Origin of the sequence: Paraburkholderia sp. (assembly GCF_035501035.1) — a bacterium.
Classification (GTDB): Bacteria; Pseudomonadota; Gammaproteobacteria; order Burkholderiales; family Burkholderiaceae; genus Paraburkholderia.
Genome location: NZ_DATJWR010000069.1, coordinates 68,059 through 94,541 on the forward strand (window position 1 = coordinate 68,059; position 26,483 = coordinate 94,541).

The following is a 26,483-nucleotide window of genomic DNA, read 5'->3' on the forward strand; positions in this document are numbered from 1 at the left end:
GTTTGCCCCTGCCCGAAAACCGGCTCTCGAAAGCGAGCCGCTGACTTCAATGTAAGAATCAGCGGGCGCGCTTCGATTGATCTAACTCAAGCCGAAGTGGGCGGGATCAATGCCCGTTCATCTGATTCAAGTCAAATGCACAGTGCCGGTGCGCGCTTCAATCGCTATCAGGCGCGCACGTGGCGCGCGAAGCGAGGAGAGCGTGATGAAGCTGACGTTTCTGGGCGCGGCGCAGACTGTCACCGGGTCGCGGTACCTGCTGGAAGCGGCAGGCAAGCGGGTGCTGATCGACTGTGGGCTGTTCCAGGGCACCAAGAACCTGCGTCTGCGCAACTGGGACCCGCTGCCCTTTCCCGCCGACTCGATCGACGCGGTGATCCTCACGCATGCCCACATCGACCATTGCGGCTACCTGCCCGTCCTCGCGCGCAACGGTTATCACGGCCCCGTGTATTGCACGCCGGGCACCGCGGATCTGTGCGGCGTCATGCTGCGCGACAGCGCCCGGCTCCAGGAAGAGGACGCGGCGTTCGCGAACCGCCACGGCTTTTCGAAGCACCATCCGGCCCTTCCGCTCTACACGATGGAGGACGCGGAAAACGCACTGCGGCTCCTCCAACCCCGGGAGTTCGACGCGCCCCTCGCGCTCGGCGAGCAACTGACCTTCCGGCTGCTGCCTGCGGGCCATATCCTTGGCGCAGCCAGCGTCGTGCTGTGCTGCGGGCACACGGTCATCGCGTTTTCGGGCGATCTCGGCCGCCCCGAGGATCCCATCGTACGCGCGCCCGCGCCGCTTGCGCATGCCGACTACCTCGTCGTCGAATCGACCTATGGCGACCGCCTGCACGACACCCGCAACCCCGAGGACGAACTGGCCGAGATGTTCGCGCGCACCTTCGCTCGCGGCGGCCTCGTGGTCATGCCTTGCTTCGCGGTAGGGCGCGCGCAGGAAGTGCTCTACTACATCGCGCATTTGAAGGAAACGGGCCGCATGGCCAACGTGCCGGTCTATCTCGACAGCCCGATGGCGATCAGCGTGACCGACCTCTACCGGCGCCACATGAGCGACCATCGGCTGACGATTTCCCAATTACACGCCATCGATCACGCGGCGGTCATGACGCGCACCGTCGACGAGTCGAAGGCCATCGTCTCGCGCAACGGGCCCATGGTCATCATCGCCGGCAGCGGCATGGCCACGGGAGGCCGCGTACTGCACCACCTGCACCTGTACGCGTCCGACCCGCGCAACACCATCGCGCTCGTGGGCTACCAGGCTCCCGGCACGCGCGGCGCGGCGCTCGAAGCCCACTCCCCGGCAATCAAGCTGCATGGAGAGTACGTGCACGTGCGCGCCGAGGTCGCCTCGATCACCTCGCTCTCCGCGCATGCCGATTACCAGGAGACGCTGCGCTGGCTGGCCGAGATGACGTGCCCGCCCATTCATACGTTCATCACGCATGGCGACCCCGCCGCGGCCGATGCCTTGCGCCGGCGCATCGCCGAGACGCTGCACTGGGATTGCAGCGTGCCGGAGCATCGGGAATCGGTCGAACTGGCGCAGGAAACGGTGCGGCCTTATCCGTGCCCGCCGTGCGAACCGGCGTCGGCGCCCGGCACGGCCTCCTGAAAGGCCGCCGATGCACTCGTCGTGGATGGGCGCATGGGTGTATCGGCATATCGGCGTATCGTTGCCTCGCGCAAACCCGCCGGACGGTCGCAAACTTTTTGGGATACGCTGCCATGGGGCTCATAAAATGGGCTTGCATCCCGCGTAATGCAGGATGTCGGCTCCCCCTACATTGATATCGGTAGTTCACACGCGAATGGCCTACGCATCGACCTCGCGCAAGCGTTTCATTCCGGATCTCCGCCATGGGACCAGGCGCTAACCCGCGTATGCGCGTCGGGCGAAGCGCGGGGCCGGCGCTCGTCGCGCGGCTGCGCGATCCGGCCGTCGCGGCCGTGCTGGCGTTCATTGTCGCTTTCGCGCTCGCCGGCGCTATCGCGACGTTCGTCTCACGGCAGTGGCAGGCGGCCGCGGAGCAGCGATTCACCCGGCGCGCGGCGGCGCTGCGCGCAACGCTCGAACAGACGCTCATCGCCAACGAAGCCATGTTGCGCGGCGCGCGCGCCTTGCTCACGCAAACGCCCACTCCCGATCCCGCGGCCTGGAATCGCTTTGTCTCGGCGATCGATCTGGATAGCGCACACTCGGCGGTCTTTGCGCTCGGGTATGACATGTCGCGCGGCTACACAGCGGCCGGCGCGGCCGGATCGCCCACAGCGCCCATCGCGCAATGGGCCGGCCCGACCACCACCCTCCCCGAGAACGCGCTCGTGGAAACCGTCGCGACGCGTGCCGCGCGCCGCTATGCCGCCGAAACCGGCAATGTCGCGCTGGCCGCCGTGCCCGCACTGGCCGCCGAGCCGCCGCTTCTCAAGCTCTGGCTGCCGGTGTACGCGGCGTCGCCCGACGCACAAGGGGATGCGCGCAAAGTCGTCGGTTTCGCCATGGCCTTGCTGGACGCGCGGCGGCTGTTCGAGCCGCTCGTCGCCGCTGATCCCGGACTCACCCTCGCCGTGCGCGTGGGAGCGCCGCCACTGGACGTGTACTCGAGCGCACGCGGCGAGGAGGACGAGGTTTTGCCCGGCACCCGGTTCCGGCACAACGATTCGCTGGAATTCGGCGGCGCGACGCTCACCCTCTTCGTCAGCGCCGACGGCAGCCCGCTGCTCATGGGCGCAGCCGCCTGCGTCGTTGCCGTCCTGCTCGCGGGAACCCTCGCCGCCGCCGCGTTTGCGCTTCTCGTGCATCGCCTCATGCGCGCGAGCGCCTCGCCCACGAAGGCCCACGGCGACGCGCGACTCACCGAAGCCCGCATGATGGGGATCATCCGCTCGTCGATGGAAGCGGTCATCACCGTCGACGAAAGCCAGCACGTGGTGATCTTCAATCCCGCCGCCGAACTGGTGTTCGGCCTTTCCGCCATGGAGGCGATCGGCTCGCCGCTCTCGCGCTTCATTCCCGAGCGGTTCCGCGCCGCCCACACGCAGCATGTCGAGCAGTTCGGCGTGACGGGCGTCACCGAGCGCCAGATGGGCCGCCCACAGCGCGTGCTGCTTGGGCTGCGCGCCAATGGCGAGGAGTTTCCCATCGAGGCATCGATTTCGCAGATCCGCGACGGCTCCGGCAAGCTTTTCACGGTCATGCTGCGCGACGTCACGGAGCGCGTGCGCGCGGAGGAAGCGCTCAAGCGCTCCCGCGAAGAGCTGCGCGAACTGTCGGCCAATCTGCAGAACGTGCGCGAGGCCGAAAAGACCCGCATCGCGCGCGAGCTTCACGACGATCTCGGCCAGCAGCTCACCGCGCTCAAGATCGACCTGTCCGCCCTCGAGCACCGGCTCGGGCAAGATGCCAGCTTCGACACCACCGCGCGGCTCGCCGGCATGCGCAACCTGATCGATTCGACCGTGGCGTCGTTGCGCCGCATCGCGGCGGACCTGCGGCCGGTCATGCTCGACGACCTCGGCCTCGTGCCGGCCATCGAATGGCTCGCGAACGACTTCACGAACCGCTATGGCATTGTCGTGGAGCGCGATCTGGACGCGGAAGCCACGGTGTTCTCCAACGTCGCCGCCTCTATCCTCTTTCGCATCGTTCAGGAAGCGCTGAACAATGTCGCCCGTCATGCCGAAGCCAGCCTCGTCGAGCTGTCGCTCAAGGTGAGCGGGCCAAGCTGCGTCTTGCGCATCGCCGACGACGGCCACGGCGCGGACGGCGACCCCACCGACACGCCGCCCGACGCCTTGCGGGACAGGCCGTTTGGCCTGCTCGGCATTCGCGAGCGCGCCCATATGCTGGACGGAAACGTTTCGATCGATACGGCGCCCGGAAAGGGCTTTACCATGACGATCACGTTCGCGCTCCATGCCCTGCTACCCGAAGAGGCCGCTTCATGATCAAGGTGATTCTCGCCGACGACCATGCGCTCATGCGTGACGGTCTGCGCCGCATCCTGGAAAGCGCGCGCGAAATCGAGTTCCAGGTGGTGGGCGAAGGCTGCGACAGCGCCACGACGCTCGCGCTGGTGCGCGAGCACGACGCCCACGTGCTGGTGCTCGATCTCTCGATGCCGGGCCGCAGCGGTGTCGATCTCGTCAAGCAGATCAAGGATGAAAAACCCGCGCTGCGCATCCTCGTGCTGACCATGCACGCCGAGCAGCAATATGCGGTGCGCGCCTTCAAGGCCGGCGCTTCGGGCTATCTCACCAAGGAATGCGCGAGCAAGGAGCTCGTGAGCGCCGTGACGAAGATCGCCTCCGGCGGGGTCTACATCAGCATGACGATGGCCGAGCGCTTCGCCCAGAGCCTGAACGAACCCGCCGACACGCTTCCCCACCAGCGCCTGTCCGACCGCGAGTTCGAGGTATTCCGGCGTATCGCGTCCGGCCAGACCATCACCGAAATCGCGCAGGAGCTGTGCGTGAGCGCGAAGACCATCAGCACCTACAAGGTCCGCATCCTCGAAAAAATGCAGATGCCGCACGAAGCCGCCCTCGTGCGCTACGCCATGCGGCACAAGCTGCTCGACGATCCGGACGAACCCTAACCCGGCCTTGCGCACGCCGCGGCCGATCGCCGCATGTCTGTAGGAATTCACCTACAAGACTTCCGTTCTGCTTACGTCACTTTCCATCGACGCCGATATTTTTTTGAGACGGCGCCGCCAATACTGGCTACATGAAAGCCAGTCCTGTCCGCCAGCCGCTGCAAGTCTTCCTCGTCGAGGATGCGACGGCGGTGCGCAGGAAGATCGCCGAGGCCCTTTCGGCCATTCCCGACGTGAGCGTGATTGGCGAAGCCGAAGATTCGGCCAGCGCCCTGAGCGGCATCGCCGAAAGCGGTGCGGACGTCGCGGTGGTCGACCTGAGGCTCGCAAGCGGCAGCGGCATCGAACTGCTCACCCTGCTTGCACGCGAGCATCCCTCGGTCGTGACGGTCGTGCTGACGAACCACGCTGGCGCACCCTTTCGAGCCGCCTGCCAACGCGCCGGAGCCCACTTTTTCTTCGACAAGACGTCTGAATTCGACGCCGCCTGTGAAGTCATCGAAGCGCTTGTGAAACAGCGCGCCGCCCCGGCGCGCTGACTTGGAGACGATTATGTATGCCGAGCCTGCCTGCGATTCCTCACTGTCCACGCCACCGTCCGCGCGCTGCCCTGTCGTGCCCCTGCAGCCGGCCGCGCGCGCGGCGGCGCCGCGCCAGCCGGCTACGCGCTGCTCCACCTGCTCGCTGCGCGCGGTCTGCATGCCGCCGGACCTCACGTATACCGAACTCCTGCAGCTCGACGCCGTGGTCCTCACCACACGCAACGTGCACCGCGGCGAAGCGCTGTTTCGTGCGCACGACACGTTTCAGAGCCTCTACTCCGTGCGCACCGGCTCGTTCAAGACCGTCGTCATGCATCGCGACGGCCGCGAACAGGTCACGGGCTTCCAGATTCCCGGCGAGCCGCTCGGACTCGACGGCGTTTGCTCCGGCATGCACAGCTGCGACGCGATTGCGCTCGAAGACAGCACGGTTTGCATCATTCCTTTCGCCCAGCTCGAGACGTTCTGCCGCGAGAGCCGTCGCATGCAGCGCTACCTCTACCAACTGATGAGCGGAGAAATCGTGCGGGAGTCGAGCCTGATGATGCTGCTCGGCACGATGACCGCCGAACAGCGCCTCGCGACATTCCTGCTCGATCTCGCGGCGCGCTTCCACGCACGCGGCTATTCCGGCGCGCAATTCAACCTGAAGATGAGCCGCGAGGAAATTGGCTGCTTCCTCGGCATGAAGCTCGAAACCGTGAGCCGGATGTTCTCGCGCTTTCAGCGCGAAGGGCTCGTCGAGCCGAACGGCAAGCAGATCCGCATCGTCGATGTGGAGGGCCTCGCGCGCGTGTGACGTGTGACGCGAGGCGCACGCACAGCGCGGCACGGTTGTTTCTGATATTTTTGACACAGCGCGCCTCGTAGCTGAGGCGCGTCTGTTTGACGGCGCCCCATACCCGGCGCCGTCTTTTTTGCATCGCCGCGCAATCGCCATGTAATCGCAGTGCAATCGCCGTGTACACGAGCGGAGTGCAATCCCGTGCCGCTTGACACATATCAACGGAACCAGGCGCGCCAATGGCAGCATGAATCTCATTGAGCGCTTTTGGCTCGCAATACGCACTCAAGGAGAGGATCGATGCCACGCCCCCTTACGCCGGTCGTCTGCGTCCCGATGGTTCCGTCTTTCCAAGATCGTGCAAGCCTCGTCCTGGTTCATGCCGTGCTGACATGCGCTTTCGCATTGCACGCAGGGCTTGCGCATGCACAGCTTCCCGAACCCACGGAACTCGTCGATCAGCAGCACTGCATGTTCTGCCACACTTCCGACGCGCCCTTTCTCGCGCCCTCGTTCCACCAGATCGCCGAGCGCTACCGCGACAACCCGAACGCGCAAATCCTGCTCGAAGACAAGCTCAGGCGCGGCGGCAAGGCGCACTGGGGCGACATGGCCATGCCGCTGCCGGAGGAGCGCGGCGGCCCGCTTTCGGCCGAGGACGCACGTACGCTCGTTCAGTGGGTCCTGAGCCAGTAGTCACACACATCTTCCAGGAGAGCATCGCCATGCGCGTCACCGTTCATCTCGACAGTTTCGACCGCCTCGACCCCGCTGCCTACGCGATCATCTGGATCGACACCGAAGCGAAGAAGTGGTCCAGAGAAGGCCATGCCGGCGTGAACCTGCCCGAATGGGGGCAATGCCGCCGCACGGCGGAAGGCACGAGCCTGCTGGCGTCGGAAGGCCAGCGCGAAGTCTGCACGGTCGATGGCCTCGACCTCCAGGCGAGCGTCGGCCCCTTCGAAGGCGAATCCGGCCGCGCGCGCTGGAACCCGCGCATGAACGCCGAGCCGCTCGAAGGACGTTGGCATGTGCAATGCGTCGATGAGAGTGTGCCCGATCCCGAAGACGGGCTTTTCGCCGACGAAGCCTGAGCGCTGATGGCCAACGGACGGGCTTTGCCCCCGTCCGGCCGTGCCCGGCTTTAGCTCAACGGTGGCGGCGCGTTGCCCCGTCCCGGTATGTCGCGTCCGCCCGAAGGCGCCCTGGCGCTGAGCTGGCGCTCGGCTGCGTCGAACGCCGCGCGCAGGGCTGCCACGGGGTCCTCGCCCTCGCAATGGCCGAGCGGCGAAAGCTCACGCGAGGGCGAGACGAGATCGAGACGAACGTCGTACGCCGGCTGCCGGTTGGCCGGGTGCAGTTGCTCGATGGCGAGATGACAATTCGACAGCACGCTGCTGAACCGTTCGAGCCGCAGCAACTGAACCCCGGCTTCCGCCTCGAGGGCAGAGGATCCGGCGAAACCCAGATAGACAATTTGCATCCCGAGTCCCATCACGGTACCCCTTCGAAAATCGGTGCCGTTGCGGCCCACAGGCTCGTCATCGCCGTGGACCGCACTGGATTACAGTTCGAACGCGTGACGAATTTTCAGGTCGATCCACACCATGCCCTCGCGCAGCCCTTCGAGCACCGCCTCCCGCTCGCTTTCGAAGACGCGATGGTGCGCGAACGCGTGGGTGAAGCGCTGCGTTTGCGAGCCGTGCGAGACGTTCACCTCGCAGCGAAACCCGCCTTGTGGCCCAGGCGAAGTGACGGCTTGGACGCTCCAGGCGCCGGAGTCGATGTGGCCATTGAGTGTCATGATTCGGGTCTCCTTGTCGAGGGCGTGAGTCCACATCAAATGCCTTGGGCCAGCTCGCGTCACCGCATGCCACGCGGCGAACAACCGGGCCTGCGAGTGAAATCAGCATAAAACCGGACCTTCGGCGCCAATTGATGCACGTCAACCTGATCGGTCCTGCTCACCGCGGTGCGAAAGCGGGACGACGCTTTCCCGCCAGCCGTGGCCTCGCGCGAGGTCTCTTTCGCCGCGGCCTCGTCCGTCGCGTGATTCGAGGGCGCGACTACGAGAACGGGGCACAGGGCGTCGCGCAATGCGTGCGACGCTACGGCGCCGGGCAACGCGTGTGTGCGCACGCGGCGCCCCTGTAACCCGATGACGAGAAGATCGGCGCCCCAGGCGCGCGCCTCGCGCAGGATCGTGCTGGCAACGTCATCCAGTTCGTCGTGCGTCGCGATCGCCGTCAGCGACAGCCGCGAGCGACGAGCCTCAGCGAGCGCTTCGGCGCGAGCCAGGGCGCGGGTGCCGTCGGCCTCGAACAAGTGGGAAAGACGCGGCTCTCCCACAGGTAGCGTACGGTCGACGACATGAATCACCTTCAGCTCCACGTCCTGCGGCAGGCAGCCGAGCGCGAGTTCGAGCGCGGCGTAAGCGCTCGCGCTTCCATCGACGGCAATCAGCGCGCGCGCCAGAGGAGGCTCATCCAGCGCGAGCAACTGCGAAGGCACGTACAGCAACGTGCGGCGCGTGGCGTACGCGACTTCCTCCGGGTCGAGCCTGCAGGCCCAGTGGTGCCCCGGGTGGTGCGCGGCGAGCGCCACGAGATCGGCATCGAATGATTGCGCAGCACGTGCGACGGCGGCCGGCGCCTTGACGTTCAGAACCGAGAGGTCGAGCAGCTGCACTTCCGGTTGCGCCCGGTCGCTCGCCAATGTCTGCGCGGCGGTGCGCAAGTCGAACTCCGCATGGCGCATCATCGCCGCGTGCGTGTCGGCGCAGTCCGGCAACCCCAGGTGGAGCGCAGGAAACACGGAGGCGGGGTCCGCGATGAGTTCGACGAGCTTGATCGGCGCCTCGCGACTTGCGAGCCGCGAGGCGAACGCCGCGAGCGTGGCGAGGCCGCTTCCGCCCTCGGCGGCAGCAATGAGGCGCTGGAATGGTTTCGATGAGGGTGCCATGTGCGTATCCGGTTCGACTGAACGAAAGCCACAGCGACGCAGCGCACGGCCGCGCCCTGAGTGTGTCATCACATCAGCGTCGGCGCTTTTATGGCCTGCGGCACGAGGAGCAGCGGCAACACCGTGCGCTGCGCGACTTCCGAAGCGACGCTTGCAAAGCGCCACCGGCCCCCTGCATGGCCGCCGCGCGTGCCCAGCACCAGCAGGTCCGCGCGCCACTGCAGCGCCGCCTCGATGATCGCTTGCGCCGTTGTCTCGCCATCGTGCTGGGCTTCGAGCACGGCCGCATCGAAGTCCTCGGGATGCTGTGCATCCGCCGGGTCGCAAGCGAGATAGCCCACGCGCACCGCCGTATCCGGCGCCGCCAGTCTCGCGGCTTCCCGCACGGCGCAAGCCGATGCCGCGCTTGCATCGCTAGCCACGAAAATGCGCCGGGGGGGCACCGGGTAGTGACGCGCGGTGGGCATGGGCAGCAAGAGCACTGGACACTCGGTTTCGCCCGCCAGGGTGACCGGATTTGCCGGCGCGCCAATCGCCAAGTCGGCTTTCCAGTCGCGTACCGCGCGAACCAGCGCCGCGCCGCGTGCCGCGTTGTCCGGCCCCGTGCCAAGGACCTCGCAGTCCGCCTCGATTCCGCGTAGTGCCAGCACTTCGCGGGACGCGTCGAGCGTCGCCGCGAGGGTGATCCGATTGGAGCAATGCTCGGCGGCCGGCTGGTCCGTCTCGGCCACCGAAGCAGCAGGAGCCAGCCCAGCGAGCCGCACGTGCGCCCCGCATGCTGCCCAGCCCGCCACGCAGTCGAGCAGCGAGGCCACGTGCTCCATGCCGGTGAAGAGCACGAAAAGACGTGAATAGTGCACAAGGTGCTGCATTCTGGCGGCTGCGGCAGTCGGTCGTTTCATTATGTGTCTCCCCCTGATGCATGTGCCTGCGACGTGTTTCGCCGCGCGAAAGCTCAGTCGTGCATATATCGAAAAAAAAGGCGCGGAGCCCATGCCCCTGCGCCGTCATGGCGCGCGCCGGGCTTTCGTGCCCGGATTCGACGCGCCCTCCCCAACTCTCGACGAGTTCAAGCGCTCACTGGATCTGAAGTCGCTTTTGCTCGGCGTGTGCCTTCTTCGGCAGCGTGAGCGACAGCACGCCGTCCTGATACTGCGCGGTGGCGCCGCTCTCGTCGATATCGCTCGCGAGCGAGAACGTGCGCCCGAACGAGCCGCTATAACGCTCCCTGCGGATCACGCGCTCCCCTTCCTTCTGCTCGGTCTTGCGCTCGACCTTCGCCTGAATCGAAACCACGTTTCCGTCGATTTTCACGTCGATGTCCTTCTTGTCCACGCCGGGCATTTCGGCCTTCACCGTGTAGGACTTGTCGCTTTCAGTGACGTCGACTTTCATCGCGGAGAGCTCGCTCTCTTCGTTGGACAGCATGCCGCGCATGGGCCGGAAAAGCCCCTGGAACAGGTCCGAAACCGGCTCCATCGAAAACGGGTCATAACGTGTCAGATTGCTCATTGCCTTGCCTCCTTTAGGCCTTCGTGGCGCACGAACCTTGTGATGAATCGTGCCGCCACCAGCGGTGGTCACCCACACATCGTTCACGCCGCGCCATGCAGCGTGCGCCGTATTCAATCTATGCAGGCACGGCGGTTTCCGATTGATCTGCCTCAATGTCTCCTTTTTTCCGGAATCCGTCCGGGCCGGATGCGTCTCCGCAGAGATGATTGACTCAAATCAAACGCCACAAGCCCCACGTTTCTAGACTCGAATCACTTTCTGCGCCCCCTTTCCGCTCCCCGAAAGGCGGCGCGCCCACCCCGTTCGCTGGAGAACACGATGAGCTACAAGACCGTCATGGTGCACATGGACACGAGCGCGCGCGCGAACGCGCGGCTCTCGCTCGCGCTGCGGCTGGCCCGCACGTTCGACGCGCATCTGGATGGCCTGTTCGCGATGTTCGAACCACGCCCGCGTGAGTTTTACGTAATGGCCGGCACGGCCGACTATTACGACACGCATCGCAAGCTGCGCATGGAACAGCGCGGCGCGATCGAGCGGCTGTTCCGCGCCGAACTGGCGCGCGCACAGGTCGATGGCGCCTGGATTGCCCCGGAGGGCGATCCGGTTGCTACGGTCATGCAGCGCAGCAGGACCGCCGACCTCGTGATACTCGGGCAAACCGATCAGGACGATCCGGAGTCCTATATTGCGGAGCAGTTCCCCGAGACCGTGCTTCTCGGCGCGGGCGGCCCGGTGCTGTTGATGCCGTACGCCGGCAACTTCGAGTCTGTCGGCAAGCACGTGCTCATTGCGTGGAACGGCAGCCGCGAGGCCGCTCGCGCGGTGCACGACGCCATTCCGTTCATCGTGCGGGCGGCGCGCGTGACCATCGCGGCGGCATCCACGACCTTTACGCCGGCCGAGTCGCAAGCGGCGTGCGCCGACCTGGCCGCCATGCTTGCGCGCCATGGCGCGACGACGGTCGACATCACCCGGTTCGAGCGCGACGCGGCCGAATCCACAGGCGACGCGCTGCTCAGCTATGCGGCCGACGGCGGATACGATCTGCTCGTGATGGGCGCCTATGGCCACGCGCGACTCCAGGAACTCGTGCTGGGCGGGGTCACGCGTTCGATACTCGCCTCCATGACGGTGCCGGTGCTCATGTCGCATTGACGAACCGCGCGTTGCCTCTCCAACCCTGCTGAACTCCACGGAAACGCTGCCATGTACTCGCGCATTCTGGTCCCCCTCGACGGCAGCAAGACTGCCTCGCACGCCCTCGACACTGCGATCAGACTCGCGCTCGATACGGGCGCGGAACTGCAGGTTCTCTACGTGATCGACCTGCCGATCATTGCGTACGACGTGCCTGGCTACGACCCCTCGATCGTGCGGGATGCGTATATCGAGGAAGGCCGCGTGATTCGTGCTGACGCCGAGGCACGCATGGCGCAACAGGGCGTAAAGGGGACGTCCCGCTCGGTCGAGGTGGAACTCCCCGCGGAGGACGTGGCGCAATGCATCCAGCACGCCGCCGACGACTGGAACGCCGATCTGATCGTCATGGGCACGCACGGGCGCCGCGGCGTGCGCCGCCTCGTGCTGGGCAGCGTGGCCGAGCGCGTGCTGCGGTGCGCGTGCCGCCCCGTGCTGCTCGTGCCGTCGCGTGCGGCGTCGCCGGCGCAGAAAGAGCCGGCCCAGCAGGGCGCGCAAGTTACCGCTTGAATTGAACTTGAATTGAATGTGACCGCGCGGCAAACATCTGGTGAACAACGGACCAGGTGAATAGCCGCGCGCGATCCAGGTGCCCCCGCAATGTGGCTGCGCACGGCGGGCGCTATCCGTAAGCTCCCCCGCAAACAAACACCGCATAAGCAAAAGGCAAAAACGAAATCGGCGAAGGCTGGGTACCGGACAATCCGGTACCCAGCCTTCGCCGCCTACATATCGAGCTTCTTCCTTCTTTTACATCGGCGTGAACACCACCGGGTAGCCGAGATGGTCCTCGACACCCTTGACTCCGGCAACACGTTCCGCGGTAACGAGAATCGCCTTGCGTTCCTCTTCGGAGTTCACCGTGCCCCAGAAGTGGACGACCCCTTCCTTGACGATGACATTCTCCGCCGACATCGCCCAGCGATGACCGTCCAGCGCGTGCAGCACGTCGCGTTGAATGGCTTCGTCCGAAGCGAGCCCCGACTCGGTGGGCTGCACGGTGCTCGCGAGCGCGCGTATCAGGTTCGCGCGGCTCACGATGCCCACGAGCTTGCCCTGATCGATCACGGGCACACGCTTGATATGCAGGCGTTCAAGCAGGTCGGCGATCTCGCTGAGCTGCGCGGAAGGCGAAATCGAAACGACATTGCTCGTCATGATGTCGCCGACCTTCACGGCGTTTTCCTTCAGGTATTCGCTTGCGAGCTTGCGCGTCGAATGGAGGAATTCACCAAACCAGCTACGTTGCGGCTTGCCGGTTCCCGTTTCCACGCGATGCAGCAGATCGCTCTCGCTGAGGATGCCGATAACGGCTCCGTCGTCGGCAACGACCGGGATACCGCTGATGTGATGATCGGTGAGCAGCGTCGCCGCCTCGAAAACCGACGCATTGGGGCGCACGGTAATGACGTTCGTAGTCATGATGTCTGATGCTTGCATGAGTTCCTCCGTTATGGGCCAACGCCCCGATGAGACTGAATGTAAAGTTTGCCAGGGCGCGTACATTGACTTGAATCAACCACACGGGGTTCACCGGGAGCGGTCTTTTCCCGCATCATCCGCTTCGCCGTACATGCGGAAGTAGCCGCTGTGAAGCGTGACCGCATCGGACTTCGTGGCTTCGATCATGCGGGCCGCCGCCTTTTCGATCGCCGCTCGATGCGCAAGAAATGCGCTGCACAAATCCGCTTCGCGCAGCGAGGCCGCGCCGAAGTGATCTTCGAGCGCCTCGGCCGTGATCGCGCATTCGATGTGCAGATCGCCGGCCGTGGCAGAAAACGTCAACCTGAGCCGGTTGGCGTCGTAGTGCGGCGGTCGGTCGGGAAAGGTGATGTCCATGCCTGTGCCCCCTCGCGCGTGCGCGGGTAAATGCGCTAGATCGTGATATAGCCCTGGAACGACCACGGCAGCGCCATTGGTGAGTTATCCGAACCAGCTGGCGCGCGCGCCATGCAACTGCCGGCAAAACCCGGTGCGCCGTCGGCCGAAAAAACCGGCACGAACGAGAGCGAGTCGTTGATCGTGACCAGGAAGTCGGGATTGAACCTTGACGGCGCGAAGATCTTCACCGATTCAAAGAAGGCCGCGCCTACGTCCTTACGTGACCATTCCGCCACTTGCGCGGGCGTTGGCGCACGCATCTCGTAGCACGGCGGCAGCTCGACACTCTGCTCGCCATGGGTGAGTTGCGCAGCCGGCCGGAAGACCAGCGTCGCGCCAGGATAGGGCAAACAGCGCGGCGCTCGCACGACCGGCCCTTCGGGCCCGAGGCGCAGCGGCGGCCATGCCGCGAGCGAAATGCACAGCGTAGGCGTGCGTTGCGCGAAATAATCAGCGAGCCACTTCATCTCTCTCTCCTTGCGTCAGACTGCTTGACGGATTGCCACAGCCCTCTTCGCCATACCAGTTGCGAATGGCGGCCCAGATGTCCTCGGCCGATTCGCAGTAGCGAAAGAGCGCGAGATCGTGCGGGTCGATCATGCCTGCCTCGGCCATTGCGTCGAAGTCGATCACACTGCGCCACCAGGCCTCCCCCACGAGCAGGACGGGAATCGCCGCGATCTTGCCCGTCTGCAAAAGCGTCAGGACTTCGAACAGCTCGTCACAGGTTCCGTATCCGCCGGGGAAGAACACGGCCGCCTTCGCGCGCTCCAGCAAATGCAGCTTGCGAATGGCGAAGTAGTGAAAGCGGAAACACAGCTCCGGCGTCAAATAAGGATTGGGAAACTGTTCGCGCGGCAAGGCGATGTTCATGCCCACCGTGGGCGCGCCGGCATCGAACGCGCCACGGTTGGCCGCTTCCATGATGCCGGGACCGCCGCCCGTCACGACCGTGAGCCGCGGGAGCTTGCTCGTACACGACGCACGCCCGATCAGCGCGCCGAACTGACGCGCGACGTCGTAATAGATGCTGCGCCGTAGCAGCGCCTGGGCCACGCGCAGTTCGCGCTGCTGCTCGGCGCCGGCACCAGCCAGCTGGGCCTCGCGGCGCGCGGCGGCAAGCCGCTTGCGCGCGCGAGCCGGGCTCGTTACTCGCGTGCTGCCATAAACGACCACCGTATGCGCAATGCCGAGTTGCTGCAGGCGCTCTTCGGTTTTCCAGTAGTCGAGCTGAAGGCGCACGCCGCACATTTCCGGACGCCGCAGAAACGCCGCATCCTCGTCGGCCTGAACGTAGCTCTGGCTTTCGACCAGCCGGCGCACGCGCGGCGCCAGCCGCAACGCCGCCTTGCGCAACGGTTGCTGCCCGGGTTGCCGCCTGGGTTGCCGTTTGCGTCGCGGCGGCCGCGTCACGCGAGCCTCGATGCGTTCGAGGAGTTCCGTGGTGGAAAGCGCCCGGCTGCTCATGGCACGTCACATCTCGATGATGACTTTCAGCGCCTGGGTGCTCGCCGCGTGCGAGAACGTCTCGTAGGCCTTCAGCACGTCGGCGAACGCGAAGCGATGCGTGATCAGACGGCCCGGATCGATGCGCCCGGCGCACACGGTCTTGAGCAGCATCGGTGTGCTGACGGTGTCGACGAGACGCGTCGTGATCGCCACGTTACGGTCCCATAGCTTGTCGAGAAAGATGGACGCCGGCACGCCATGCACGCCGATATTCGCGACGATGCCGCCCGGCGCCACGATCTGCTCGCACAGTTCGAACGTCGCGGGCACGCCGACCGCCTCGATGGCGCAGTCCACGCCAACGCCTTCGGTGAGCTTCATCACGGCATCCGCCGCGTCGCCCGCTTGCGGGTCGATGCACGCCGTGGCACCGAAGCGCTTCGCGCATTCCAGACGGTTGGCGTCCAGGTCGATCATGATGATCTGCGCGGGCGAATAGAACTGCGCGGTCAGGAGCGCCGCGAGCCCGATCGGCCCCGAGCCGACGATGGCGACCGTGCAGCCGGGCTCGACCTTGCCGTTGAGCACGCCGCATTCGAAGCCCGTGGGCAGGATGTCCGAGAGCATCACGAGCGCCGACTCGTCGAGGCCGGCGGGAATGCGATAAAGGCTCGTCTGCGCGTGCGGGATGCGCACGTATTCGGCCTGGGTGCCGTCGATGCGGTTGCCGAGAATCCAGCCGCCCGTCTTGCAGTGCGAGTACATGCCGCGCCGGCAGTAATCGCACTGCCCGCAGCTGGAGATGCATGAGATGAGCACGTGATCGCCGGCCTTGAGCGCCGACACGCCGCCGCCGACCTCATGGACGACGCCCACGCCCTCGTGCCCCAGGATGCGCCCTGGCGTGCAGCTCGGCACATCGCCCTTGAGGATATGCAGATCGGTGCCGCAAATGGTCGTCTTCGAGAGCTTGACGATCGCGTCGCCGGGGCCCTGCAATTCGGGCATCGGCCGCGTCTCCACCGCGAGGCTGCCGGGGCCGTTATAGACCAGTGCTTTCATGTTTCCTCCATCCCATGTCGGAGCGGGACCGGCACGCGCGCCGCTCTGCGCGTGCGCGGCTCACTCGGTGCCGGTCTCATGATGAGCGGCGGCGGCGCGGCGCATTTGACATCGATCAATTCCATGCGCGGCCGGCCGGCTCAGTCGCCGAACGTGCGCGAGTGGTCGTCGTAGCTGAAGAGGCCCGCGTACCTGCCCCAGTCGATCGCGGTGCGCAAGGTCGTTTCGGCATCGGCGCGATGCAGGTGGTCTTCCAGTTCGAGCTCGAAACGCGCACGCGGCGCGCGGTGCACTTCCCGCTCGTCCAGGACCTCGCGGATATGGGCGACGAGCGGCACGAACTGCAGCACGTGCTCGCGAAAGAGCCGCTTGCGCTCGCTGTCGTCGGCGAGCGCGAACATGCGCCCGGCGGCCGTGAGCTTGATCGTGCGCTCCTCGAGCTCCGCGAACGCGAGCAGGTGCAGCGCCGCCGCCACGGGAAAGAGCTCGTCGGGCTTGACCATCAGCGTAGCGGCCAGCGCCGCCAGTTCCGCGTGGCCCTCGTGCGCGGCCGCCGCGAGCGCGCCGATGAATCCCACGAGACGATGGCTGGAGACCGCCGGCAGCCGCAGCCCGAATGCGCCGCGCGCCGTGCCCGCGCCGCCGGCGGATTCGGCGAGGCGCGCGGTGAGGATTCCATAAAGCGTGTCGACGATGGCGCGAAAAGCCGGGTCGAGCCGGTTGCGCGGGCGCGCCAGCGGCACCTTCAGCGTCGCCACGACATGCCCCGGATGGCCGCCCAGCACGTGGATGCGATCGCACATCAGGACCGCCTCCTCGATGTTGTGCGTGACCATGAGCACGGCCTCGATCGCCGTCTGCCGCTGGGCCCACAGGTCGAGAAAGTCGCTGCGCAGCGTTTCGGCGGTCAGCACGTCGAGCGCCGAAAACGGCTCGTCCATGAGCAGCAGTTTCGGCCCGCTGACGAGCGCGCGCGCGAAGCCCACGCGCTGGCGCATGCCGCCGGAGAGTTCGCGCGGAAACGCAGATTCGAAGCCGTCCAGCCCGATCATCTCGATGGCGGACATCGCGCGAGCGCGCACCGCGTCGGGCTTGAGCCCCGATGCGTCGAGCCCCAGCTCGACGTTGGCGAGCACCGTGAGCCACGGGTAGAGCGCAAAGGTCTGGAACACCACGGCGATGCCTTCGGCCGGGCCTTCGAGCGGCGCGCCGCGGTACAGCGCGCGGCCCGCCGTGGGACGCACGAGGCCAGCCGCCACGCGCAGCAGCGTCGACTTGCCCGAACCCGAGCGCCCGAGCAGGCCGAGGATTTCGCCCTCGCGCAACGCCACATCGATATCGTCGAGCACGGGCAATGGCTCGCCGGAGGACCGCGCGAACGATATGCCCACCTGGTCGAGTTCCAGTACCGGCGCCGGCGCGGTGAGGCCAGGCTGCTTCGTGCCATCGGGCGTCATTGCGGGCTGTGCGAGACCTGGCATTGAGGTGCGCTCCATGGCAAAGGACTCAGGCGAGCCGCGTGCGGCGTTCGGCGAACGCGTAGAGGGGCCGCCATATCAGCCGGTTGGCGCCGACGACCATGATCGACATGACGGCAATGCCGAGCGCGATGCGCGGGTAGTCTCCGCGCGCGGTCATCTGCGCGATATACGCGCCAAGGCCGCCTGCGCTCAGGTTCGTCGTGCCCCAGCTGACGGTTTCGGCCACGATGCTCGCGTTCCACGCGCCGCCGCTCGCCGTGATCGCCCCGGTCACGTAATACGGGAAGATGCCCGGCAGCAGCACCCGCAGCCACCGCGCGCGCCACCGCAGCCGCAGGCTCGTGGCCGCCTCGTGCAAATCGGTCGGCAACGCCGAGGCGCCCGCTATCACGTTGAAGAGGATGTACCACTGCGTGCCGAGGATCATCAGCGGGCATAGCCAGATGTCCGGGTCGAGCCTGAAGCGCAGGATAGAGAATGCCACGACGGGAAACAGCAGATTGGCGGGGAACGCAGCCAGAAATTGCGCGCCCGGCTGGACCCAGGCGGCCAGCCGCGGGCGCAGCCCCACCGTCACGCCCACCGGCACCCAGATCACGGAGGCGAGCACGATCAGCACCGCGACGCGCAGCAGCGTGAGCAAGCCGTTGCTTGCCGCGTTCGCTACGTCGGCCCAGGCGAGCGCCGGCGCGGCGAAGCGCAACACGGCCACGGTCGCACCGGTCAGGCACGCGGCGCATAACGCGATCCAGAGCGCGTCACCCGCGCGCCGCGAGAATGGGCGGCTTGCCCATTCGTAACCGCGCCCATGCGCGCCGGGCGACAGCCGCAGATGCGCGGCGCGCGTGAGCGCCACGCCAGCCGGGCGGCACGCGTGCTGCATCCACGGCGAACGATGAAAGAGATCGAGCAGCCAGCTGCGCGGGCACGCCTGCGCGGCGACGTCGCCATAGCGAAAGCGGTCGGCCCAGGCCACCAGCGGGCGAAACAGCAACTGGTCGTACAGCACGATCGCCACGCTCATGGCGACTATCGCCCAGCCCACCGCCGCCAGATCGCGCGTCTTGATCGCTTGCGCCACCCACGACCCCACACCGGGCAGCGCCACCTGCACGTCGCCCACCGAGATGGCTTCCGAAGCCACCACGAAGAACCAGCCGCCCGACATCGACATCATCGCGTTCCAGATGAGCCCCGGCATCGCGAACGGCACTTCGAGCCGCCAGAAACGCTGCCAGCCCGAGAGGCGGAAGCTGCGGCTCGCCTCGTCGAGATCGGTGGGCACGGTGCGCAGCGCCTGATAGAAGCTGAACGCCATGTTCCACGCCTGGCTCGTGAAGATCGCGAAGATCGAGGCGAGTTCGGCGCCGAGCACGTTGCCCGGAAACAGCGACATGAAGAACACCACGGTGAACGAGAGGTAGCCGAGTATCGGCACCGACTGCAGCACGTCGAGCAGCGGAATCAGAATGCGCTCCGCGCGCCGGCTCTTCGCCGCGAGCGTCGCATACGTGAAGGTGAAGACGAACGAGGCGACGAGCGCGATCAGCATGCGCAGCACGGTGCGCAGCGTATAGCCGGGCAGCGCCGCGGGCGAGAGCGAGATGGCCGGTCCGTGGCCGCCCGCCAGCGGCCCCGTCATCTGGCGTGCGCCCTCGCCCAGCAACACGATCACGCCGAACACCAGAACCACGGCCGCCACGTCGCGCCAGCCCGGCATTCGCGGGTACCACCGCAGTCCTCTCAATACTTCGGCATGGTGTTCCACTGCGTTCCCCCGCTCCCCTGACGGCGACACCTCGCATAGGCCAGTCGCTGGTTTCGGATTCCTTACCGCATGCCGCGCATGCCCGAGTGCCGCGACGATTTCAGGTTTCGAGCACGTATTCGCCGGGCGCCGGCCCGAGCCCGCTTTCCGGCGTGCGCGCCGGCACGTCGCCCGTCGAGCGCCCGCGCAGCCAGTCGCGCCAGCAGATCCACCAGGAGCCGTCGGTCACGGGCGTGTCGCTCATGAATTCATCGCGGCTGCGGTAGGGCGCGCCGGGCTCGCGCGTCGCGCACCGGAAGTAGCGATCCTCATGACCGGGCTCGGACACGATGCCCGCATTGTGGCCCCCCGCCGTGAGCACGAACGTGAGCGCGTTGTGCGTGAGCAGATGCAGCTTGTAGACCGAGCGCCACGGCGAGACGTGATCGCGCTCGGTCCCGACGACGAACATCGGCGCTTCGATGTCCGACAGCGCAATGGGCCGGCCATCGACGCAATAGCGGCCGGCGGCGAGATCGTTGTCGAGAAAGAGTTGGGTGAGGTACTCGGTGTGCATGCGGTATGGCATGCGCGTGGTGTCGGCGTTCCACGACATCAGGTCGTTCGGCTTCGTGCGCCGGCCAAGCAGATACTCGCTCATCATGCGCGACCAGATCAGGTCGCGCGCATTGAGCAGCTGGAACGCCGCCGACATCTGCGCGCCGTCCAGGTAGCCCTGTCGCCACATCAGCGCATCGAGCGCGGCGAGTTCGCTGGCGTCGATGAACAACCCGAGTTCGCCGGGCTCGCTGAAATCGGTGAGGGCGGCGAGCAGCGTGACGGAGCGCAGCCTGTCTTGCCGGCCGCCGCGCGCCAGCGCCGCCGCGCCGATTGCGAGGAGCGTGCCGCCCAGGCAATAGCCAACCGCGTGGACCGCCTCGCCGCAGCGCGAGCGCACCGCTTCGAGCGCCGCGAACAAGCCCTCGCGCAGGTAGTCGTCGAGGCCGAGATCGCGTGCCTCGGGGCCGGGGTTGCGCCAGGACACAGCGAACACCGTGTAGCCCGATTCGACCAGAAAGCGGATCAGCGAGTCGTGCGGCTGCAGGTCCAGGATGTAGTACTTCATGATCCACGACGGCACGATCAGGATCGGCTCTCGCGCGACGTTGGGCGTCGTGGGCGTGTACTGCAGCAATTCGCACAGCGCGTTGCGCCAGACGACGCGGCCCGGCGTCACGGCAACGTCGCGCCCGGGCAGCCAGGGCTGCGCCACGTGCGCGTGGGCGCCGCGCATGGTGCCGGCCATGGCGTTCGCGTCGTCGAGCCAGTTGCGCAGGCCCGCAACGAGGTTCGCGCCGCCGCTGCGCAGCGTGGCCTGCAGCACGACCGGATTGGTCGCGACGAAGTTGCCGGGCGAGCACGCATCGAGCCACTGGCGCGCCGCGAAGCCAACCAGTTCCTCGTGGTGCCGCTCGACGCCGGGAACGCCGCGCGTCGCTTCGCGCCACCAGCGCTCGACCGCCAGAAACGCGTCGCGATAGGCGCGAAATGGCCAGTTCGACCACGCGGCGGCCATGAATCGAGGGTCGGCATGCCCGGCGTACACGGCCGTTCCGCCTTTGTCGGCATCGTCGGCTCCGTCGCCGGAATGGTGCGGCGCCGAGGGGAACCCGCTCGCCGCCAGCCACGCGTGCGTGGCCAGGTCGAAGCATTTTCCGGGCGCGACCGCGAGGTGCGCGCCCCAGTCGAACGCGGAGAGCGCAAGCGACAGCGGCGACAAGCCGAACGTCATCGCGGCTAACTCCGCATGGGCCGCCCGGTTCCACTGATCGGCGGGCGTGCTGGCCGGCCGCCCGCGCGCCGCGACGCGCACAGGCGCTTCATGAGGTGCCCGGCTCGCATGCAAAGTCCCGGCTACGCTGACGGCAGAATCGGTCATGATGGGCGCGCTCTTTGTTCGATACGCCTTTCGTGCGCCAGATGGCGCGCGGCGGCAACCGCATCACTGTGCGTTGGCGGCGCGCGGGCACCATTGATCTGCGTCAAGCGTGCGGGGCCGTGCCTACCCGGTCGGGAGGGCCGGATGCGCCTCGCCCACCGCGGTGCGATAGGGCGTCGGCGCGTGCGGCGCGATCCTCATCCCCGAGCCTCGCGATTCTGCCGGGTGCCACGCCTCGGGACTCGCCACGTATGCCGCGTCAAATTTCGATGCCGAGCGCGGCGATTCTGCGGTAAAGCGTGGCACGCGCCATGCCGATGCGTTCGGCGGCTTGCGCGACGTGCCCGTCGGCCGCGCGCAAGGCGTCGCTCAGGAAGCGTCGTTCGAAGTCGCGCATCGCCTCATCGTAGTTCGCGGCCTGGCCCGCGCCGGCAAGGGCAGGCGCGTGTGCCTCTCTCTCGCGCGTCGGCGCTTGCCCGCTGCCGCCGGCGCGCCATTCGCCTTTGCCGTCGCCGATGAAGCGTGCCAGCGAGCTGGCATCGATGCGCTCACCCTCCGAGAGCAGCACCGCACGCTCGAGCGTGTTGCGCAATTCGCGCACATTGCCGGGCCACGCGTACGAGCACAACAGCGCCAGCGCTTCGCGGTCCAGTTCGAGATGACCCGCTCCGCTCTCGACGGAAAGCTTGTCGAGCATCGCGTACGCCATCGCCTCGATGTCGGCGAGCCGTTCCCGCAGCGGGGGCACGCGTATCGTCAGCACGTTGAGCCGGTAGTAGAGATCGGCGCGGAATTTGCCCTGCGCCACGAGCTCCGGCAGATCAGCCGACGTCGCGGCGACGATGCGCACGTCCACACGCACGATCCGGTTCGTGCCCAGCGGTTCGAACTCCTGCTCCTGCAGTACGCGCAGCAGCTTGCCCTGCAGCGCCAGCGGCATGTCGCCGATTTCGTCGAGGAATAGCGTGCCGCCATTGGCCAGCTCGAACTTGCCGATACGGCCATTGCGGTCGGCGCCCGTGTAGGCGCCTGCCTCGGCGCCGAAGAACTCCAGTTCGAGCAGGGTGTCGGGGATCGCGGCGACGTTGACCGTCACGAGCGGGCCGTCGGCCCGGCCGGATGCGCCATGTATCGCATGCGCGAGCAGTTCCTTGCCCGTGCCGGTTTCGCCGAGCAGCAGCACCGGCGAAGCGAGTCGCGCGGCGCGGCGCGCCTGGCGCTTGACTTCGAGGCTCACCGCGCTCGTGCCTATGAGGCTCGCGAAGCTGTACTTCGCGCGGCGCACCTGCGCGAGCGACTGCCGCGTGCTGATCAGCTCGGCGCGCAGGCGCGCGTACTGGCTGAAGAGCGGCGAGAGGCCCTTGATCTCGTTGAACAGAACGAAACCCACGGCGCCTATCGTTTGCCCAACGTCGTCCTTGATCGGCAGACGCGTCACGACGATCGGATCGCGGTCGGTCTCGAGGATATCGAGCAGGATCGGCTCGCCGCCCTGCACGACCTCGCGCATCATGCTGTTCGGAATCACGGCTTCGCAGTCGAGCCCGATGGCCGCCTGCGGATCGTCGTAGCCGAAGCGCGCGGCGTAGTGCTGATTGATCCAGACGACTCGCGCGTTGCGGTCGACGATCACCGTCCCTTCGCTGAAGTTTTCGAGTGTGGCGAACAGCGTTTGCATCGCCAGTCTTTTCACGTAGTCGTAGTCCGCCAATAGCGCGGTGCTTTCAAGTTCCATTCGTCCGTTCTTTGTGTGAGCAAGAGCCGCCTTGTGGCGCGAATTCTCATTGGCGAGACGCATTATCTCAAAAGTGGGAACGCGTCCGTCATTTCGGGGACGCCCGTCTTTCAGGACCCACAGGGTCAATAGCAACCGACCAGCCCAGCCGCCGTCTCATTTCCGGGACGCGGCCGCGCGAGTCTAGCCGTTTCTCCCGCGCCGCGCTGGAACCGCTCCCATCGAAAGTCTGGACAAACCGCTTCACGCAAGGCGAAGACGACATTGGCATGCTTCATGCTTATTCGCGCCATCGCGTGAAATCTCGCGCGAGCCGCACGCGTTACGACACTCAAAACATGCGTGCACACACAGACCAACTGGAGACAAGATGTCCTTTGTGATTGTGATCGCCGCCCTGGCGTTCCTGATGCTCGTGGCCTACCGCGGCTACAGCGTCATTCTCTTCGCACCGGTTGCCGCGCTAGGCGCCGTTCTGCTCATCGATCCCGCCGCTGTCGCCCCGGTTTTCTCGGGCATCTTCATGGACAAGATGGTCGGCTTCGTGAAGCTCTACTTCCCAGTCTTCCTGCTTGGCGCCGTCTTCGGCAAGGTGATCGAGCTGTCCGGCTTTTCCGAGGCCATCGTGGCGGCCGCCATCCGCTACATCGGACGCTCGCGCGCCAATGCCGTGATCGTGGCCGTCTGCGCGTTGCTCACGTATGGCGGCGTGTCGCTGTTCGTCGTCGTGTTCGCGGTCTATCCGTTCGCCGCCGAACTCTACCGCCAGAGCAACATTCCGAAGCGGCTGATGCCCGGCGCCATCGCGCTCGGCGCGTTCACGTTCACCATGGACTCGCTGCCCGGCACGCCGCAGATCCAGAACATCATCCCCACGACGTTCTTCAAGACCACCGCCTGGGCCGCGCCCACGCTCGGCGTGATCGGGTCGCTCTTCATCGTCGTGGTGGGCCTCACGTACCTCGAATGGCGCCGTCGCAGCGCGATGGCCAAGGGCGAAGGCTATGGCACGTCGCTCGTGAATGAGCCGGAGCGCGTGGAGACCGGCAATCTGCCGCATCCGGCGCTGGCGATTGCCCCGCTCGTGCTGGTTGGCGTCGCCAACTTCATGCTGACTAAGTGGATTCCGCAGTGGTACGGCGATAGCTTCACCATCGCGCCCGACTTGCTGCCCGGCCTCCACGCCCCGGTCACCGTGGCCGTGAAGGGCGTTGTCGCAATCTGGGCCGTGCAAGGCGCGCTGCTGCTCGGCATCCTGCTCGTCCTCGTGACAGCCTTCAACCGCGTGAAAGAGCGCTTTGCCGTGGGCACCAAAGCCGCCGTTGGCGGCGCGCTGCTCGCCACGCTCAACACGGCGTCCGAATATGGCTTCGGCGGCGTGATCTCGGCGTTGCCCGGCTTTCTCGTGGTCGGCAACGCACTCAAGGCCATCCCCAACCCGCTCGTGAACGCCGCCGTTTCTGTCTCGACGCTCGCGGGCATCACGGGCTCCGCGTCGGGCGGCATGAGCATCGCGCTCGCGGCGATGTCCGATACGTTCATCAAGACGGCGCAGGCCATGCACATTCCGATGGAGGTGCTGCATCGCGTCGTGGCCATGGCGAGCGGCGGCATGGATACGCTCCCGCACAACGGCGCCGTCATCACGCTGCTCGCCGTTACGGGACTCACGCATCGCGAGTCGTATCGCGACATCTTCGCGGTGACCATCATCAAGACGCTCGCCGTCTTCTTCGTGATCGCCGTGTTCTATCTCACCGGTCTCGTCTGACCGGCACACGTCAAGGCGACCTCACCCATGCAACAGTCACCCACGCTCCCGCTCGCGGGAAAAACCGCCGTGGTCACCGGCTCGACCAGCGGCATCGGCCTCGGCATCGCGACGGCGCTGGCGCAAGCCGGCGCGAACCTCGTGCTCAACGGCTTCGGCGACGCGCAGGCCGCACTTGCGCAAATCGAAGCCCTCGGCGTGCAAGCCGTCCATCACGGCGCGGACATGAGCCGCCCGGACGAGATCGAGGCCATGACCGCCTGCGCGGTCCAGCGCTTCGGCGGCCTCGACATTCTCGTGAACAACGCGGGAATCCAGCACGTGGAAAGCATCGAGCACTTTCCGCCGGATCGCTGGGACCAGATCATCGCGGTCAATCTGAGCGCGACGTTTCACGCCATGCGCTTCGCGCTGCCCATCATGCGCGAGGCGGGCTGGGGGCGCGTGATCAACATCGCTTCGGTTCACGGCCTGATCGGCTCGGTCGGCAAGTCCGCCTACGTGGCCGCGAAGCACGGCGTGATCGGACTCACGAAGGTGGCCGCACTGGAAACCGCGCGCAGCGGCGTGACCGTCAACGCCATCTGCCCGGGCTGGGTGCTGACGCCGCTCGTTCAGGCGCAGATCGACGATCTGGCGCGGCGGGAATCGATCTCCAATGAAGCCGCGACCGAGCGGCTGCTCGGCGAAAAGCAGCCGTCCGCGCGGTTCGCGAGCGTCGAGCAGATTGGCGGCGTGGCGGTGTTTCTGTGCTCGCAGGCGGCAAGCGAAATGCGCGGCGCCGAGATCAAGGTCGACGGCGGCTGGGTGGCCCAGTAAAGCACGCCTGCGTGGCGATGGCTTCGCGCTCCGTTCGAACGGGGAGCGTAGCCATCGCCCGTCACGCGTCGCGTCGCGCGCTCAACGCGGCCTGATCGGCTGAGCCGTGGCGCCGGCGCTCTGCGCAGCCCCGTGCCTCGCCCCCAGCGCATCGCGCAGCCCCTCGAGCTCGTGATGCAGCGAGGCGATTTCCGCGTGCAGCGCCTTGATGTCCCGATGCATCTCGCGGCTGAGCCGCCGTTCTTCCTTGCCGATGAACCATGCGGCGAGGCCGGCAAACACCAGTGAAAGCATGCCGTAGCCGAGCAGCACGACGAACACCGCGAAAATGCGCGAAGCGGGCGTCGTCGGCGCGAAGTCGCCATAGCCGACCGTGGCGCTGCTTTCGAATGCGAGCCAGAGCCCATCGGCGTAGCTGTGCACTCTCGGCTCCAGTGCGTAGAACCCCGCGCCGCCGAGCAGCAGGATGACCACACCCGCGAGCGGCAGCACGACGAGCCGGTTTTGCTCGAAATACGCACGCAGCGCAACGACGATTCGCAGGGCGATCATCCCCATGAACGCGAGTCTGAGCACCCATTCGAGCGAAGACCAGGGATTCCCGCCGCCCAACATGCTGACCAGCGCGCCACAAGCGATCGCCACGTCGTACGCATTGCGGTCCAGGTAGCGCGCGGGTTTTCGGCTCGCCCAGGCGGTGTGCGCAACGGCACCCGCGCAGGCCACGGCCATGCCGCCGTATAGCGCTCTCGCGGTGAGCAGCATCGTGCTCGTTGTTGCGAGCAACTCGAGATAGAAGGCAGGAATCGCGATGAGGCAGCCCGCAAGCAAAACCCAACGGGCGTGCGCCCATGCGTGCAGTGCAGCGGCCCCGTCATGCGAATCGACGCCGCGAAGCCAAGCCTTGTGCCAACCGAGATTCATTTGCCGTATCCGTCGTGATGCAAGTCTCGTCGACCGCGCCATGCCATGCCGGCTGCGCGG

26 protein-coding genes are annotated in these 26,483 nt (G+C 66.5%); 11 read left to right on the forward strand and 15 right to left on the reverse strand.

Features of this window, described 5'->3' with window-relative positions:
• The first annotated feature begins 205 nt into the window (after positions 1 to 205).
• From VMJ11_RS04570 to VMJ11_RS04600, 7 genes are all read left to right on the forward strand, one after another.
• Positions 206 to 1,630, forward strand: coding sequence for an MBL fold metallo-hydrolase (locus VMJ11_RS04570; protein ID WP_325617338.1), 1,425 nt, complete (start codon positions 206 to 208; stop codon positions 1,628 to 1,630).
• A gap of 245 nt (positions 1,631 to 1,875) precedes the next feature.
• Complete coding sequence (locus VMJ11_RS04575; protein ID WP_325617340.1) at positions 1,876 to 3,963, forward strand: PAS domain S-box protein; 2,088 nt, start codon at positions 1,876 to 1,878, stop codon at positions 3,961 to 3,963.
• Complete coding sequence (locus tag VMJ11_RS04580) at positions 3,960 to 4,613, forward strand: response regulator transcription factor (protein WP_325617342.1); 654 nt, start codon at positions 3,960 to 3,962, stop codon at positions 4,611 to 4,613. The genes VMJ11_RS04575 and VMJ11_RS04580 overlap by 4 nt, the downstream gene beginning before the upstream one ends.
• A gap of 131 nt (positions 4,614 to 4,744) precedes the next feature.
• The gene (locus VMJ11_RS04585) at positions 4,745 to 5,152 is read left to right on the forward strand and encodes a response regulator (RefSeq protein WP_325617344.1); all 408 of its coding nucleotides are present in this window, start codon (positions 4,745 to 4,747) and stop codon (positions 5,150 to 5,152) included.
• A 13-nt stretch (positions 5,153 to 5,165) separates the two neighbouring features.
• Positions 5,166 to 5,954 carry a helix-turn-helix domain-containing protein gene (locus VMJ11_RS04590; protein WP_325617346.1) on the forward strand — a complete coding sequence of 263 codons (789 nt, stop codon included), beginning with the start codon at positions 5,166 to 5,168 and terminating at the stop codon, positions 5,952 to 5,954.
• A gap of 321 nt (positions 5,955 to 6,275) precedes the next feature.
• Positions 6,276 to 6,635, forward strand: coding sequence for a c-type cytochrome (locus VMJ11_RS04595; protein WP_325617488.1), 360 nt, complete (start codon positions 6,276 to 6,278; stop codon positions 6,633 to 6,635).
• Between the two features lie 29 nt (positions 6,636 to 6,664).
• The gene (locus tag VMJ11_RS04600) at positions 6,665 to 7,033 is read left to right on the forward strand and encodes a DUF3564 family protein (protein ID WP_325617348.1); all 369 of its coding nucleotides are present in this window, start codon (positions 6,665 to 6,667) and stop codon (positions 7,031 to 7,033) included.
• 50 nt (positions 7,034 to 7,083) lie between these two features.
• On the opposite strand, the gene VMJ11_RS04605 is transcribed toward VMJ11_RS04600, so the two are convergent.
• The 5 genes from VMJ11_RS04605 to VMJ11_RS04625 all read right to left on the reverse strand — a co-directional run bounded on the left by VMJ11_RS04605 (position 7,084) and on the right by VMJ11_RS04625 (position 10,412).
• On the reverse strand, positions 7,084 to 7,434 hold the full coding sequence (locus VMJ11_RS04605) for a hypothetical protein (protein WP_325617489.1): 351 nt from the start codon (positions 7,432 to 7,434) through the stop codon (positions 7,084 to 7,086).
• Between the two features lie 69 nt (positions 7,435 to 7,503).
• Positions 7,504 to 7,743, reverse strand: coding sequence for a UDP-glucose 4-epimerase (locus VMJ11_RS04610; protein WP_325617350.1), 240 nt, complete (start codon positions 7,741 to 7,743; stop codon positions 7,504 to 7,506).
• A gap of 59 nt (positions 7,744 to 7,802) precedes the next feature.
• Complete coding sequence (locus VMJ11_RS04615) at positions 7,803 to 8,900, reverse strand: universal stress protein (protein WP_325617352.1); 1,098 nt, start codon at positions 8,898 to 8,900, stop codon at positions 7,803 to 7,805.
• Between the two features lie 68 nt (positions 8,901 to 8,968).
• Positions 8,969 to 9,802 carry a universal stress protein gene (locus VMJ11_RS04620; RefSeq protein WP_325617354.1) on the reverse strand — a complete coding sequence of 278 codons (834 nt, stop codon included), beginning with the start codon at positions 9,800 to 9,802 and terminating at the stop codon, positions 8,969 to 8,971.
• Between the two features lie 175 nt (positions 9,803 to 9,977).
• Positions 9,978 to 10,412, reverse strand: a complete 435-nt coding sequence (locus tag VMJ11_RS04625) for an Hsp20/alpha crystallin family protein (protein WP_325617356.1) — start codon at positions 10,410 to 10,412, stop codon at positions 9,978 to 9,980.
• A 321-nt stretch (positions 10,413 to 10,733) separates the two neighbouring features.
• Here VMJ11_RS04625 and VMJ11_RS04630 point away from each other — a divergent pair, with 321 nt between their 5' ends.
• A complete protein-coding gene (locus VMJ11_RS04630; RefSeq protein ID WP_325617358.1) occupies positions 10,734 to 11,573 on the forward strand; it encodes a universal stress protein in 840 nt (279 codons plus the stop codon).
• Between the two features lie 51 nt (positions 11,574 to 11,624).
• Positions 11,625 to 12,125 carry a universal stress protein gene (locus VMJ11_RS04635; protein ID WP_325617360.1) on the forward strand — a complete coding sequence of 167 codons (501 nt, stop codon included), beginning with the start codon at positions 11,625 to 11,627 and terminating at the stop codon, positions 12,123 to 12,125.
• A gap of 240 nt (positions 12,126 to 12,365) precedes the next feature.
• Here the strand turns inward: VMJ11_RS04635 and VMJ11_RS04640 are convergent, their stop codons facing one another.
• The 9 genes from VMJ11_RS04640 to VMJ11_RS04680 form a co-directional block, all read right to left on the reverse strand.
• On the reverse strand, positions 12,366 to 13,055 hold the full coding sequence (locus tag VMJ11_RS04640) for a CBS domain-containing protein (protein WP_325617362.1): 690 nt from the start codon (positions 13,053 to 13,055) through the stop codon (positions 12,366 to 12,368).
• A 90-nt stretch (positions 13,056 to 13,145) separates the two neighbouring features.
• The gene (locus VMJ11_RS04645) at positions 13,146 to 13,454 is read right to left on the reverse strand and encodes a DUF1488 domain-containing protein (RefSeq protein WP_325617364.1); all 309 of its coding nucleotides are present in this window, start codon (positions 13,452 to 13,454) and stop codon (positions 13,146 to 13,148) included.
• A gap of 35 nt (positions 13,455 to 13,489) precedes the next feature.
• On the reverse strand, positions 13,490 to 13,963 hold the full coding sequence (locus tag VMJ11_RS04650) for a hypothetical protein (RefSeq protein WP_325617366.1): 474 nt from the start codon (positions 13,961 to 13,963) through the stop codon (positions 13,490 to 13,492).
• A complete protein-coding gene (locus VMJ11_RS04655) occupies positions 13,947 to 14,963 on the reverse strand; it encodes an LOG family protein (RefSeq protein ID WP_325617368.1) in 1,017 nt (338 codons plus the stop codon). The genes VMJ11_RS04650 and VMJ11_RS04655 overlap by 17 nt, the downstream gene beginning before the upstream one ends.
• Before the next feature lie 6 nt (positions 14,964 to 14,969).
• The gene (locus tag VMJ11_RS04660) at positions 14,970 to 16,007 is read right to left on the reverse strand and encodes a zinc-dependent alcohol dehydrogenase family protein (protein ID WP_325617370.1); all 1,038 of its coding nucleotides are present in this window, start codon (positions 16,005 to 16,007) and stop codon (positions 14,970 to 14,972) included.
• A gap of 140 nt (positions 16,008 to 16,147) precedes the next feature.
• Complete coding sequence (locus tag VMJ11_RS04665) at positions 16,148 to 17,464, reverse strand: nitrate/sulfonate/bicarbonate ABC transporter ATP-binding protein (RefSeq protein ID WP_325617490.1); 1,317 nt, start codon at positions 17,462 to 17,464, stop codon at positions 16,148 to 16,150.
• Positions 17,465 to 17,513: 49 nt separating this feature from the next.
• Complete coding sequence (locus VMJ11_RS04670) at positions 17,514 to 19,256, reverse strand: ABC transporter permease (RefSeq protein ID WP_325617372.1); 1,743 nt, start codon at positions 19,254 to 19,256, stop codon at positions 17,514 to 17,516.
• A 100-nt stretch (positions 19,257 to 19,356) separates the two neighbouring features.
• The gene (locus VMJ11_RS04675) at positions 19,357 to 21,174 is read right to left on the reverse strand and encodes a PHA/PHB synthase family protein (protein WP_325617374.1); all 1,818 of its coding nucleotides are present in this window, start codon (positions 21,172 to 21,174) and stop codon (positions 19,357 to 19,359) included.
• Between the two features lie 259 nt (positions 21,175 to 21,433).
• On the reverse strand, positions 21,434 to 22,909 hold the full coding sequence (locus VMJ11_RS04680) for a sigma-54 interaction domain-containing protein (protein ID WP_325617376.1): 1,476 nt from the start codon (positions 22,907 to 22,909) through the stop codon (positions 21,434 to 21,436).
• Positions 22,910 to 23,279: 370 nt separating this feature from the next.
• On the opposite strand from VMJ11_RS04680, the gene VMJ11_RS04685 reads away from it, so the two are divergent.
• Together VMJ11_RS04685 and VMJ11_RS04690 are read left to right on the forward strand one after the other, a co-directional pair.
• On the forward strand, positions 23,280 to 24,680 hold the full coding sequence (locus VMJ11_RS04685; protein WP_325617378.1) for a GntP family permease: 1,401 nt from the start codon (positions 23,280 to 23,282) through the stop codon (positions 24,678 to 24,680).
• Between the two features lie 27 nt (positions 24,681 to 24,707).
• Positions 24,708 to 25,499, forward strand: coding sequence for a 3-hydroxybutyrate dehydrogenase (locus VMJ11_RS04690; protein WP_325617380.1), 792 nt, complete (start codon positions 24,708 to 24,710; stop codon positions 25,497 to 25,499).
• Between the two features lie 81 nt (positions 25,500 to 25,580).
• On the opposite strand, the gene VMJ11_RS04695 is transcribed toward VMJ11_RS04690, so the two are convergent.
• Positions 25,581 to 26,423: a potassium channel family protein gene (locus VMJ11_RS04695; protein WP_325617382.1), complete on the reverse strand. Its 843-nt coding sequence runs from the start codon at positions 26,421 to 26,423 to the stop codon at positions 25,581 to 25,583.
• Between the last annotated feature and the right edge of the window lie 60 nt (positions 26,424 to 26,483).